The sequence below is a fragment of the Candidatus Krumholzibacteriia bacterium genome (assembly GCA_035268685.1).
Classification (GTDB): Bacteria; Krumholzibacteriota; Krumholzibacteriia; order JAJRXK01; family JAJRXK01; genus JAJRXK01.
The window spans coordinates 1-13863 of the sequence record DATFKK010000110.1 but is presented as its reverse complement, the minus strand read 5'-3'; the positions used below and the strand labels follow the sequence as shown (position 1 = coordinate 13863).

The 13863-nt window shown below is 69.6% G+C and carries 7 protein-coding genes; all 7 read left to right on the top strand.

Annotation, left to right across the window (positions count from 1 at the left end; translation table 11 throughout):
• Positions 1–8: 8 nt before the first annotated feature.
• Positions 9–1652, top strand: a complete 1644-nt coding sequence (gene secD, locus VKA86_10500) for a protein translocase subunit SecD (GenBank protein HKK71638.1) — start codon at positions 9–11, stop codon at positions 1650–1652.
• Between the two features lie 40 nt (positions 1653–1692).
• A complete protein-coding gene (gene secF, locus VKA86_10495; GenBank protein HKK71637.1) occupies positions 1693–2643 on the top strand; it encodes a protein translocase subunit SecF in 951 nt (316 codons plus the stop codon).
• 172 nt (positions 2644–2815) lie between these two features.
• Positions 2816–3373: a hypothetical protein gene (locus VKA86_10490; protein HKK71636.1), complete on the top strand. Its 558-nt coding sequence runs from the start codon at positions 2816–2818 to the stop codon at positions 3371–3373.
• A gap of 12 nt (positions 3374–3385) precedes the next feature.
• Complete coding sequence (locus tag VKA86_10485; GenBank protein HKK71635.1) at positions 3386–8008, top strand: ATP-binding protein; 4623 nt, start codon at positions 3386–3388, stop codon at positions 8006–8008.
• A gap of 10 nt (positions 8009–8018) precedes the next feature.
• Complete coding sequence (locus VKA86_10480) at positions 8019–8708, top strand: DUF4159 domain-containing protein (protein HKK71634.1); 690 nt, start codon at positions 8019–8021, stop codon at positions 8706–8708.
• A 72-nt stretch (positions 8709–8780) separates the two neighbouring features.
• Positions 8781–12425 carry a DUF4175 family protein gene (locus VKA86_10475; protein ID HKK71633.1) on the top strand — a complete coding sequence of 1215 codons (3645 nt, stop codon included), beginning with the start codon at positions 8781–8783 and terminating at the stop codon, positions 12423–12425.
• Positions 12422–13863 (top strand): tetratricopeptide repeat protein (locus VKA86_10470; protein ID HKK71632.1); only part of this gene is annotated, 1442 nt, incomplete at its 3' end. The genes VKA86_10475 and VKA86_10470, both read left to right, overlap by 4 nt.

Below are 13863 nucleotides of genomic sequence, written 5' to 3'. Positions count from 1 at the left end.
GACGCCCGATGAAACGTTCGATCCAGATCAAGCTCGCCATCATCGTCGTCGCGGTCGTGGCCTCGCTGTGGACCCTGCTGCCCACGATCCAACTGGCCCTGGGCACCGAGGACATGAGCGAGGACGCCGTGGAGTCCCTCGAGGACCGGGCGATCCGCCGCGGCCTCGACCTGGCCGGCGGCATGTACCTGATCCTCGAGGTCGACCAGGAGCAGCTGGAAGAGTCCGACATGGACATCAGCCGCTCCGAAGCCCTCGACCGCGTGATCACGGTGCTGCGTAACCGGATCGACGAGTTCGGCGTGTCCGAACCCGACATCCGCAAGGAGGGCGACTCGCGCGTGGTGGTGCAGCTACCCGGTCTGCAGGACCCGGAGCGTGCCAAGTCCCTGATCGGACGCACCGCGCGGCTCACCTTCCAGCTCGTGCGCGAGGGCAACGAGGTGCAGAACGTGGTCGACCGGATCGACCGCGTACTGGCCTCGGTGATCGAGGCCCGCGATGCCGACGCCGAGACGGCCGACGCCGACAGCGTGATCACGGCGGCGGCCGAGGACGCCGACGAGGCGCCGCTGCCCGGCGATCTGAACCCGAACCGGCCGTTCAGCGCCCTGCTCGGCCCCTTCATGTCGAACTTCGGCGGCTATCCGCTGTCGATGGCCAACCGCGAGAAGATCGCCACGCTGCTCGCGCGCGACGAGGTGCAGCGCGTGACCCCGCGCGACGCCACGTTCATGTTCGGCGCCGAGGAGTTCAAGGGCAGCGACGGCGGGCAGGCCATCCTGCTCTACCTGGTCGAGGACGACGTCGCGGTGTCGGGCAACGAGATCGAGAACGCTGTCATCGGTCCCGATCCCGACCGGCCGAGCATGCAGCTCGTGAACCTCACGCTCACGCGCCGCGGTGGCCTGCGCTTCGCGAACGTCACGGGCGCCAACATCAACCGCAAGCTGGCGATCGTGCTCGACGGCCGCGTGCACAGCGCGCCGAACATCCAGTCGAAGATCAGCGGCGGCCGCGCCACGATCTCCGGCGGTTTCGATTCGATCCAGGAGGCGCAGGACCTCGCGCTCATGCTGCGGGCGGGTGCCCTGCCGGCCGACGTGCAGATCGCCGAGGAGCGCACGGTGGGGCCCAGCCTCGGCGCCGACTCGGTCGACCAGGGCGTCCGGTCGATCCTCATCGGCGGCGCCGCGGTGATCGTCTTCATCATCATCTACTACAAGGTGGCCGGGCTGCTGGCGACGGCGGGGCTCACGCTCACGCTCATGCTGCTGCTGGCGATCCTGGCCCAGTTCGGTCTGGTGCTCACCCTGCCGGGGATCGCCGGGATCATCCTGACCGTCGGCATGGCCGTCGACGCCAACGTGCTGATCTTCGAGCGAATCCGCGAAGAGCTGCGCAACGGCAAGAACGTGCGTGCCGCCATCGATGCCGGCTACGCACAGGCCACGCGCGCGATCGTCGACGCCAACGTCACCACCTTCATCGCGGCCTTCGTGCTCTACTACTTCGGCACCGGCCCCATCCGTGGCTTCGCGGTGACCCTGAGCGTGGGCATCCTCACGTCGATGTTCTCGGCGCTGGTGTTCACGCGCACGATCTACGACCTGTGGCTGGGAAGTCGTCAGCCCAAGGGCCTGAGCATCTAGTCCCGGATCTGAATCGGGCCCTGCCCGCGAGGAAAGAACCATGCAAGTCCTGACGAACACGAACATCGACTTCCTGGGCAAGCGGAGGATCGGCTTCGTCCTGTCCTTCCTGATCATCGCGGCGGGAGTCGTCTCGCTGGTGGCCAAGGGCGGGCCGAACCTGTCGATCGACTTCCGCGGCGGTCAGATCGTCGAGGTCCGCGCCGAGCCCGCCATTCCTCTCGAGGACGCCCGCGCCGTGCTCGAGAACGCCGACATCGGCATGCAGCAGGTGCAGGACTTCGGCTCGGACGAAGAGCTGCTGGTCTATCTCGAAGGGAGCATGGATCTCGGTGTCGACGCCGGCACGCTGACCGTGCCCGAGATCCTCCAGGAGGCCTTCCCCGATCGCGAGATCGAGCTGCGCCGCGAGGAGAAGGTGGGGCCCAAGATCGGGAGCGAACTGCGTCGTGCGGCGACGCTGTCGATCGTGGTCGCGCTGTTCCTGATCATCCTCTACGTGGGCCTGCGCTTCTCGGCCGCGCAGTTCGGGATCGCCGCGGTGCTCGCCGTGTTCCACGACGTGTTGATCACGCTGGGGATCTTCTCGTTGATCGACCACGAGATCAGCCTGGTGATCCTTGCGGCGTTCCTGACGATCATCGGGTACTCGCTGAACGACACCATCGTCGTCTTCGACCGCATCCGTGAGAACATGGGCATGCGGCGCAAGGAGACCTACGAGAGCGTCCTGAACAAGAGTGTGAACGAGACGCTCAGCCGCACGGTGATCACCTCCTTCACCACCTTGATGGTGGCGGTGATCCTCTTCCTGTTCGGCGGGCCGGTGATCCACGACTTCGCGCTGGCGCTCGTGCTCGGCGTGGTGGTCGGCACCTACTCGTCGATCTTCGTGGCCACGCCCCTGCTCCTGGCCTGGTACAACTGGCGCACCGCGAATCGGCGCAGTGGCAGCGGTTCCGGCCGGCAGCCGGCCAGGGTCGGGAGCTGACCGTCGCGATCCATCCGTTCCGTGGAGACCTCGCCCGCCAGGGCGGGGTCTTCGCGTTCCGGTGCCGGGCGTCGCTACCGGGAACCCCGGACCTCGTGGTAGATTCAAGGGTCCGACGATCCGAGCCCCCGACCTTCCGCGTCGCCCTGTCCGCCCAGCCCCGGAGCCCGCGATGAGTCCGCGTGCCCGCGCACTTCCCGTCCGTTCCACCGGCCTGCATCGGGTGCTGACGGTGCTGATCTCCGTGCTCCTTCTCGGTCCACCGGCCGGCAGCGGGGCGCAGGAGTCCGCACCCCGCACCGACGAGGCCCTCTGCCAGCAGATCCTCCGGGCGTTCTCGACCCTCGAGACGGCTGCATTGCAGGAGCTGCTCGCAGCCCGCGACGTCCGCCTGAACCTGCCGGGATCCGACGACACCCGCCGGCCGGCGGCCGACGGACGGTTCAGTGGCGAGCAGGCCGCGATCCTGTTGCAGCGCGCCCTTCGACGCGAAGACCCGCCGCCCGCCCCTGACCTCGGGCCGGACTTCCTGCGTTCGGCCGACGGCACGCTGTGCTGCCAGTGCCCCGACTTCGATCCGGAGGACGACGCCTCGTTCGTGGTCCTGCACTTCGCCACCGGGCGCCCCACGTCCGATGCCCGTGGACTCTCGGGACGCCTCTACCTCGATCTGCGGCACGACACGGCGACCGGGCGTTGGACGGTCCGGGCCGTCCGCGAGCTCCGCTGAGCCCGGGCGCCCATGCTCACACCGAGCACCCGTCCGGCACTCGCCCGATCCTGGCCGATCGTCGCCGTGGGCGCGGTGGTGGCGCTGGAACTCGTGCTGCGGCAGCCCTCGATGGAATGGGGATCGATCGCCACCGGCCTGGTGCTCCTCGTGGCCGCGCTCACCGTCACGATGCGGCGGCAGTGGTCCAGGGGCGGCCTCGCCCTCCGTGCCGCGACCGCACTGGCCCTGCTCGCCGCAGTGGGTTTCGGCTGGCCGCTGGTCCGCACCGCGGACCTGCACGAGGCGGCGTGGCAGGAGCGCAGCCGGCGAGCCCTCGAGGACACGGCGGACGCCGCCGCGGATCGGCTCGAAACGATCCGGGCCACCGCTGCCGAGCGGGCGGCCCTGGCTCTGGCCACCGACGATCTCGAGTCCGTGGTGACCCCCCTGGACGTCGGCGGAGACCGTCTCGACGTGGCCGTGAGCGTGTGGAGGGCCGACTCGCTGCTCGCCTGGGCCGGGCCGGTGCCGGGACCGGAGCGCGTCGGACCCACCGACGTTCCGCTGGTCGTCGACTACGGCTACCGCCGTTACCTGATCGTACAGGCCGAAGGGCGCGGCGACCGACGGGCATCGTGCGACGTGTCCCTGGGATTGTCCGATGCGCTCTTCCCGCGTCTGGGGCTCGATCTGGCTCCGGGTGACTGGCTCGCGCCCGATTCCGGCGCGTCCCTGCGCCTGTGGCCGAGCCGTCCCGAGCCGGGCGACCTGCCCGAAGGAGCGCTGCTCCGCGGGGTCCCTCCCGACGCCCCGTGGTGCTGGCTCGAGCTCGAGGCGCCCCGGCTGGCCGAGCAACGCCGGCGGTCCCTGGAGGCGCAGGGACAGCGCGTGGCCGTTGCCCTGCTCCTGGGGCTGGTCCCCCTCGTGGTCCTTGCCTGGCGAGCCTGGCCGGGACGCGAGGTGACCCCGCGGGGAACGGCGGGGATCCTGGGCGCGATCGCGGTCGCCACGGGGCTGCGGATCCTGCTCGAGCGCGCCCGGGTCCTCGACCTGGCCTTCGCCCCGGAGACGGGCACGCTGTCGCTGCTCTTCCTGCCCACCTACTTCGCCACGTCGGCCGGCTGGGGACTGCTCCGGTCGGCCGCCGACTTCGTGCTCACCGGCCTGCTGGTCAGTTCGGCGGTGATCCTCCTCGTCCCGGCCTGGCGGCAACTGTGCGCGCGGCGGAGTCCGCGGGGGATGCGTGGACTCGTGTGGGCGGTCCTGGCCGCCGGGTCCGTGGCGCAGCTCGGTTGGATCGAAGTGGTGCAGGCGCTGGTGGTGCGCAACGCCAATCCGCTGCTGATCGGACTCGACAGTCCCTTCTTCACCGTGCCCTTCCTGGCCCTGCACGTGGGCATGTTGTTGCTGTTGTTCCCGCTGGTGGTCGCGCTGCTCCTCGGGTGGGAGCGGTGGTTCCGGGGGGACACGGCGGGGTGGGTCGGTCTGGCCGCGGCCACCGCAGCGATCGCTGCCCGCGGAATCGTCGGCGACGCCTCACTGGTGACCACACTCTGGGGTGTGCTCGTGCCGGTGCTCGGCGTGGCCATGCGGCCGGCGGTCCGGTCGCCCGCCTTCAGCCGGCGCGTCCTCACCGGATTGCTCGCACTGACCTGGTTCGCCGGCGTGCAGAGCACGGGGCTGGAGCGTGTCTACAACGCCGAGAAGGAAGAGGTGGCTCTGCAGGACGCCGCGGAGCGGCTCGAGCCGCTGGACAACTGGCGGCGCTTCCTGCTCCGGGACGTGGTGCAGGAGATCGCCGCCGACGAGGCCCTGCTGCACCGGCTCGGTGACCGGCAGGCCGATCGCAGCAACCTGGCCTTCGAGATCTGGGCGCGCACGCTGCTCCCGTCGCAGAACTTCGGCTGCCGTGTGGCGCTGCGCGACGACGAGGGCCGGTTGATCAGCGAGTTCGACATCGGTCTGCCCTACGAGCCCACGCCGTTACGGAACTGGCGGCGCGAGGCCCCCATGCGTCGGACGACCGAAGTCGAGGCGATCGAGCTGGCCACCGAGCAGGGACCCTTCCTGGTCTACCGGGGACGGATCGACCTGGAGAGGAAACCCGTCGCGGGAGACTGCAGCCGCCTGATCATCGATCTGCCCTATGCCGCCGCGGAGGGATCGATCCCGCTGGAGGACAACGTGCCCGTGGGGCTGCGGCTGCTCGGCGAGACCCCCGATCGTGATCTCGCTCCGCGCCGCACCTTCGACGAAGCGGTGTTGATCGGCCATCCCAGCGACGGCCGGGTCCTCAAGGCGTCGTCGCCGGTGCTGGTCGGCCTGCGGTTGGACGACCTGCCGGCGCCGGGCGTGTGGACGCGACAACGCCTCGACGGGCAATTGCTGCACGTGGCGCGCGTCGAGCGCGAAGGCCGCGAACTGGTCGTCGCCTTCGAAGAACCCACGCTGGTCGAACGGCTGCTGGACCTCAGCCGCCTGGCCGCGCTCTACCTCGCGGTGGCCACGGTGGCCATGCTGGTCTTCGGCCTGGCCCGTCTGCTGCGGGTCGATCCACGGGATCGCTGGCCACGCGCGCTCGGGGTGATCGGATTCGAGGAACGCCTGCTGGTGTCGATGCTGCTCATCGTGCTGCTGCCCGTGTTCCTGCTGGGCGTGATCCAGGAGCGGCGCGGGGCGGCCCTGGCGCGCAGCGAGAACCTCGAAGAGGTCTCGGGCCGGCTCGATACCGCGTTGCAACTGCTCGCGAGCAACCTGGACGAACTCGCGACCGCCCTGATCCGCGGCGAGTACGTGCAGGACGTGATCGCGCGTGGCAACACCGAGGCGTCGCGCACCCTCGGCCCCTTCGCGGCGGCCCAGGTCATGGTCTTCGATCCCCGGCGCGAGCTCATCCTCGACGAGACCCTCGGAGACCGCGACGCCGAGGAGGCCGAAGCCTTCCTGCGCCAGGTCGAAGACGGCGAACTCGTGCTCGAGGTCGATGCCTTCGGATGGTTCCTGGGGCGCGCGTACCCGGTGCTCGGGCCCGACGATCGCACCCACACCGTGTACGTCCGGCGGGCCCTGCGCGACGAGGACCTCAACCGGATCGCGCGGACGATCCGCGCCGATCTGACTCTCTACGACGGCCCCTGGGCCGTGGTCAGCAGCCAGGCGCCCCTGTACCGCGCCGGCTTGTACTCGCCGGTGCTCAACGCGGCCGCCCTGCCGGTGCTGCGCGGGACCGCGCGTCGCGTCGTCGAGGCGGAACAGCACGGCGGTCTGGCCGTGGCGCAGGGGTACGCCGTGCTCGCCGGGCCGGGTTCGCCGCAACGGGGCGTGCTGTCCGCCCGGCTGTTCGCGCGCGCCACCGAGGACGCCCGCGAGCGCCGTCGTGGCCAGATGTTCGTATTCGGACTGAGCTCGCTGGCCCTCGTGTTGGCCGTGGGGGCGGGGCTGGCCCTCTCGGGTCGGATCGTGGGGCCGATCCGCAACCTGGTGGCTGCCACCGATCGAATCGCGCGGGGTGAGCTCGATCGACGGGTGCCGGAAATCGGCGGCGACGAGATCGGTCAGCTGGTCCGTTCGTTCAACCACATGACCGACGCGCTGAACCAGAGCCGCCGGCAGCTCGCTTCGCGTCGCTCCTTCCTCGAGACGGTGCTGGGCAGTCTGGGGGCGGGCGTGTTGGTGCTCGACGAGGACACCGAGGTGGTCGAGCGCAACCGCGCGGCGACCACGCTGCTCGACGACGACGAGGCAGGATTCCTCCGGCGGTTGCGCGGCCTCGGTCCTCCCGGCGCGCCCACCGACACCGAGATCGTGCTCGGTCGGGCCGACGGGCCCCGCACGCTGCGTACGGTGATCTCGCCGGCGCGTCTCGAGTCGGGCCGGCCGGGCTGGTTGGTGGTCTTCGACGACGTCACCGAGCTGCTCGCGAGCCGTCGTCTGGCGCTGTACGCGCAGATGGCCCGCCAGGTCGCCCACGAGGTCAAGAACCCGCTGACGCCGATCCAGCTCTCGGCGCAGATGGTGCGGCAGGCCGTGCGTGACGACCACCCGCGGCTCGACGACATCGTCCGCGAGAACACGGGGACGATCGAGGCACAGGTCGAACGCCTGAGGAACATCGCCTCGGAGTTCAGTCTGCTGGGCCGGGAGCGCCTCGACGACCTCGGCGAGATCGAGGTCGAGCCGCTTTTGCAGGAAGTTCGCAGCCTCTATCCGTCGCCCCGGGGGGACGGTTCGATCGAGATCCACACCGAGGGCCCGTTGCGGGCGCTCGGCTCGCGCGAGGCCCTGCTGAAGGTCCTGACGAACGTGGTCGAGAACGCCCGACAGGCGATGGGCGATCGTGGTACGGTGCGTCTGGAGGCCCGATCCGAGGGCGCCCGCGTCCGGATCGACGTGCTGGACGAAGGTCCGGGTATCGACCCGGACGTGCAGGACCGCCTGTTCGAACCGTACTTCTCGACCAAGAGCACCGGCACCGGCCTGGGACTGGTGATCTGCCGCAGTCTCATGGAGAAGATGGGTGGGACGATCGGCCTGCGGAATCGCACCGACCGGCCCGGCGCGGTGGCGACCCTGTCGCTCGCCGCGGCTCCGGAGACGGCGGCCGACCGTGGGCCCGAGGCCACCGATCGGAACGATTCGTCACCCCCGGCGTAGACCTTCGACCATGTTCACGTTCCGCCCCGTACTCCTCGCGACCGCTCTGGTCCTCGTCGTGGGCGCGCTCGCCGTCGAGGCGTCCGCCCAGTTCACCGAGGACCTCGGGCGTGTGCGCGTGGCGCGTCTGCAGTACGCCGGCGGGGGGGACTGGTACGCCGATCCCAGCAGCCTGCCCAATCTGCACGCCGAGCTCGCCCGGCGGACGGGGATCCCCTCCGTGGAGCGCGACCTCGCGCTGACGCTCGACGACGAGCGTCTCTACCGCTATCCGCTGCTCTACGCCACCGGCCACGGCGTCATCCGTCCACTGCCGGCCGACGTCGAGCGTCTGCGTCGCTATCTCGACGCCGGGGGATTCCTCTGGGTCGACGACAACTACGGCATCGACACGAGCTTCCGGCAGCTGGTGGCCGACCTGTACCCGGACGCCGAACTCGTCCCGATCGGGTCGGATCATCCGATCTACGATTCCTTCTATCGTCTCGACGGCCTGCCCAAGGTCCACGAACACGACGGGGATCCGGCGCAGGGCTACGGGGTGTTCCACGAGGGTCGAATGGCGATCTTCTACTCGTGGAGTTCCGACATCGGCGACGGGCTCGAGGACCCGGCCGTGCACGACAATTCCCCCGAGGCGCGTGAAGCGGCCCTGCGCATGGCCGTGAACGTGGTGATGTTCGCGCTCACCCAGCCCTGACGGGCCGGGCGAGTTCTCCGAACACGGCCCCGGTCCCGCCGAGTGAACGATCGAGGAGAGGTGGTCCCACCCGTGAACCGCAGCACCGCACACAGCGACTCGTCGACCCGCCTCAAGACCCGCCTCCGCCGCGAGCTGCGCTGGCTGCGGCTGCGCCTGGTCGGCCACGCCCTGATCATGCTCCTCGGGGGCGTGGGGCTGATGGGCGCGGCGGCCGTGATCACGGTGCCCGGTTGGTCCCGACTGGGAGAACCCGCGGCCTGGGTGCTGTGGGCATTGCTCGGCCTCGCCGTCGGCTGGGCCGTGGTCTTCGAACTGATCCGTCCGCTGCGCCGGGTGGCGAACCTGAAGGGCTTCTCGCGCACGCTCGAGGAGCACGGCGAGTACTCGAACCTGCTCGAGGCGGCCACGCAGTTCTCGTCGCATCGTCACGCCGATCCCGTCGTGCGTGGCGCCTCTCCGGAGCTGGTCGGCGAGATCGTCCGCCGTGCCTCCGAGATGGCCGACGCGACCCGCCTCGCGCCACGCGTTCCCCTGGTGGGTGTCGGCGGGAACGTGGTCCTGGCCGGTGTGGCGCTGCTGCTGTGGATCTTCGTAGGTCTCGGGGCGCCCGAGCGGGTGCACTGGGCCACGTCGGTGCTCGCGAACCCGTCCTCGCTGCGAACGGTCCAGCCCACCGCCGGTCTGTACGCGGTCAGTGGGGACCAGCGCGTGGCCGTGGGCGGCGATCTCGAGCTCACCGTGCACGACTTCGTCGAGGGCGACGAGGACGTCGTGCTCGAGCTCAACCGTACCGGCGACTTCTGGCAGCAGAAGGACACCGAACTGGCCCCCGTGCCGGAGGACCCGGCTCCCTACCGACGCGCGCGCATCTCGCTGGCGGGAATCGAGGATCCCTTCCGCTACCGGTTCCGCAAGGGCACCGCCGTCAGCGGCACGCATCGAGTGGAGGTGCGCGAGCGCCCGGTGATCACCGATCTGGGTATGCGCCTGGTCCCGCCGTCCTACACGGGGCGCGAACCGCGCGAGCTCGAGAATCCCGGGGGCAGCCTCACCGTGCTCGAGGGCACGCGGGTGGAGATCGAGGGTCACGCCAGCAGTCCCCTGCGTGCGGCGCGACGCCTCGACGAGACCGGTGCGCATGCGTTGCAGGCCGACGGCGACCGCTTCGCCGGCGAACTCGTGGTGACCGAGGACACGGCCTTCCGCATCGAACTCGTCGACCGCGAGGGCCTCTCGAGCGAAGCGCTCACCACCTACCGGTTGCTCGCCCAGCCCGACGAGGTGCCGAGCGTCCGCGTGACGCTCCCCGCCGAGGACCTTCCCCTCGAGCGCGATCTGAAGATGGAGATCGCCGGTCTTGCCGCCGACGACGTCGGTCTGTCGCGCCTCGACCTCGTCTACCGCAACGAGCTCGAGACCGCGTGGAACCGCGTGCCCCTGTTCGTGGACGGCGACAGCACGCGGGCGCCCGAGGAGATCCTCGACCTCGAGGTCGACCGGGGAACGCTCGACGTCGCCGTGAACTTCGTCTGGGATCTCGGCCTGCTCGATCTGATCCCCGGCGACGCCGTGGTCTACGCACTCGAGGCCACCGACAACAACGACCTCGAAGGTGGTCAGGTCACTCGCAGCCGCACCTGGCGCCTGCGGCTGCCCACCATCGCCGAGGTCTTCGATCTCGACCGCGAGGAACGCCAGGGCGAGAGCCGCGAGCTGAAGGACCTGCTGTCGCAGGGCCAGGACGTGCGCGAGGATCTCGAACGGCTCAACCGCGAGCTGATGAAGGACCCCGAGCCCGACTGGGACAAGCAGCAGGAGATCCGCGAGACCCTCGAGCGCCAGCAGGCCTTGCGCGAGAAGCTGCAGGATTCGATCGGCGACATGCAGCAGCAGCTCGAGGAGTTCGAGCGCAACAACGCGGGCAGCCTCGAACTGGCCGAGAAGATGGAGACCGTCCAGGAGCTGATGGAGTCGCTGCAGGACGACGAATCGTTGAAGGCCTACCTCGAGGCCATGGAAGAGGCCATGGAACAGCTCACGCCGCACGAGGTCCAGCGGCAGATGGAGGACGCGCTCACCGACCAGGAGGAGTTCAACCGCCGCCTCGATCGCACCATCGAACTGCTGCGTCAGCTCGAGCGCGAACGCCAGATGTCCGACCTGGTCGAGGAGGTGAACGAGTACCTCCGTCGTCAGGACCAGCTCGCCGAGCTGACCGATCCGGGTGAGGAGACCGACCCGCAGGAGGGCGACCCGCAGGAGGGCGACCCGCAGGAGGGCGAACAGCAGGACGGCGAACAGCAGGACGGCGACCCGTCCGAGTCCGGTGAGCAGCAGTCCGGCGAACCCCAGGACGGTGAGCAACAGGACGGTGAGCAACAGGACGACGAGCAGACACCTCCGAGTCAGCTGGACGAAGAGGAACTCGCCCGCATGCAGGAGCAGCTGCGCGAGGAGACCGAGCGCCTGCAGGAGCGTCTGCAGGAAGCTCTCGAGCAGATGCAGCAGGAACAACAGGAGGGCGGGTCGCAGGAATCGCCCTCGGCCGAGGAGATGCGCAAGGCGCTGGAGAAGGCCCTCGAACAGTTGCAGCAAGAGGGAGCGCCCTCGGAGTCGATGCAGGATGCCGAGGACCAGCTCGCCGAGGGCGATCGCCAGGAGGCCCGTGAGCAGCAGGACGAGGCCCGTCGCCGTCTGCTCTCGCTGTACGAGGTCATGCTCGAGGGCCAGCAGATGATGCAGTCCGCCCAGGGCAAGTTCGCGGGCGAACAGTTGCAACAGCTCGCCTTCGACCTGCTGCAATTGAGCCACCGCGAGGAAGAAGTGGTCGACGCCCTGCGGGAGACCGTTCGCGGGCAGCGCACGCGTGCCCTCACACGCGAGCAGGGACGCATCCATCGCGCGCTCGACGGACTGAACACCGATCTCGAGGAACTCGCCCGGCAGGACTTCAACATCCCCGAGCGGCTGCTCGGCGAAATGCGTCAGCTCGTCACCCTCGCCGACGACACGGTCGACGAGCTGCAGCGCAACCGGGGCCGGCGCTCGCGCGACACCGCGGTCCAGGTCATGGGCGACATGAACGAGATCGTCATCGCTCTGCTGACGGCCGCCAAGAGTGCGCAGAGCGGTGGTGGTGGTAGCGGCAGTCCCATGCCGAGTCCGTCGGAACAGATGCGGCAGCTCACCGAGGACCAGTCCCGTCTGAACGGCATGACGCAGCAGCTCCGCGAGCGCATGCAGCAGGGCCTGAATGCCGAGGAGCGGCGCCAGCTCGCCGAGCTGCAGGCGCAGCAGCAGTCGATCCGTGAGCAGCTCGACGAGATCCGCGAGCAGATCGACGACGAGCGCCGCGTGCTCGGCGATCTCGAGGACCTGGGCGAGGCCATGGAGCGCGTCGAGGACGATCTCGGCCTGGGCGAGCTGACCGAGGACCTCGAACGCCAGCAGGAACGTATTCTGTCGAGATTGCTCGACGCGGAACGCTCGGTGCGCGAACGCGACTTCGCCAAGCGCCGCGAGGGCCGTGGCTCCGAGGACCTGTTCCGGACCCAGATCGGCGAAGAGGGGATTCCCGGCGTCGAGGAACGCGAGAACGCGCTGCGGCGCTACACCGCGCCCGAACGCGCACCGGAGGCCTACCAGGACGACGTGCGCCGGTACTTCCGTTCGATCCAGCGCGAACTCGATCGACGTGAAGGAGGCCGCCGATGATCCGCACGATGTGGACGGTGGTCTTCGGCGTCGCCCTGGCCACGATGGCTCCGGGTGCGAGTGCGAGCCCGCCGACGGAGTCTGCCCAGCGCCTGCAGGTGCCGGTGCCCCAGGCCCAGGACGGCGCGCGGGCCGAGGTCGAGGCCGTGCGTCGACGCGTGGAGGTCCTGGCCCGGTCCGGACGGGTGGGGCAGGCCATCGAGCTGTTGGAACTGCGCGAGGACGAGCGAGGCGAACTCGAGAGCTCGCTGTCGCGTCGACTCGCGCGTCTGTACCGCGACACCGGCCGGTGGGAGGACCTGGCGGCCCTCCTGCTCCGCGGTGTCGACGGAGAGGAGAACGACCTCGACATCGGGCAGTCCCGTCTGCTGGCCGAGGCGCGCTACGAACTCGGTCGTACCGCGGAGGCTCGGGCCACGCTCGACCGCCTGATCGATCGCAACCCCGGCGACACCTCCCTGCGTCGCATGGTGGCCAACGTGCTCGGTCAGCGCGGTCGGCGGGCCGAGGCGATCGAGGTGCTGGTCGAGGGACGTCGGATCTCCGGGGACCCCCTGGACTTCGCGCAGCTACTCGCACGGTTCCACGCCCAACTCGGTCAGATGCCGGACGCAGTGCGCGAGTACTGCAAGGTGATCGTCGCGAGCCCGCTGAACGTGAGTCTGGTGCGCGGTCAGATCCTGGAGCTGGCCTCGGACGCTCCCCAGCAGGTCGGGACCATGCTCGAAGTGGCTCGTGCGATGGCCGCCCGACATCGCGACGTGCCGCAGATCGGGATCGTGGTCGCCGAGCTCGAGATGCGTGCCGGCGATCCCGACGCAGCGTGGAACACGCTGGCGCGTCTGGTCGGCGAACCGGAGCTCACGCAGGAGATGCTCCGCCTGGCCCTGGCCGGGCTGGCCGACAGCCGCCTGCCCGACACCGATCCCGACCGGGTGCTGCCCCGCCTGCGTCTGAGTGCACGCGTGGCGCGGGCGATGCTCGCGAACGAGTCCGTTCCGGCATCGCTGGAACCCCGTGTCTACGACACGCTCGTCCGCAGCCTGCTGGCCATGCTCGAGAACGACGCCTTCGGTCGGCTCGATCGCGACGCGCAGTTCGACATCCTCGACGAGACGCGACGCAGCATCGTCGAGATGCAGGAACGGTTCGCGGGCAATCGTCTCACCGCATCGGCCCTTCTGCGATTGGCCGGTGTCTACGTCGACGCCCTGCACGAACCCGAGCCAGCGATCGAGCTCTACGAGCTGCTGTCCGTGAACACCAGCAGCAGTCGCGAGGAGGTCAACCTCGCACGTCTGGGACTCGCCCGTGCCCACGTCGCGGAGGGTGACACCGCCACCGCGCGCGAGATGTTCGAGTCGATCGGACAGGACATGGACTTCGTCGAGGGCCAGGGACGTGCCCAGTACCACCTGGGCATGATCGACTTCATGGG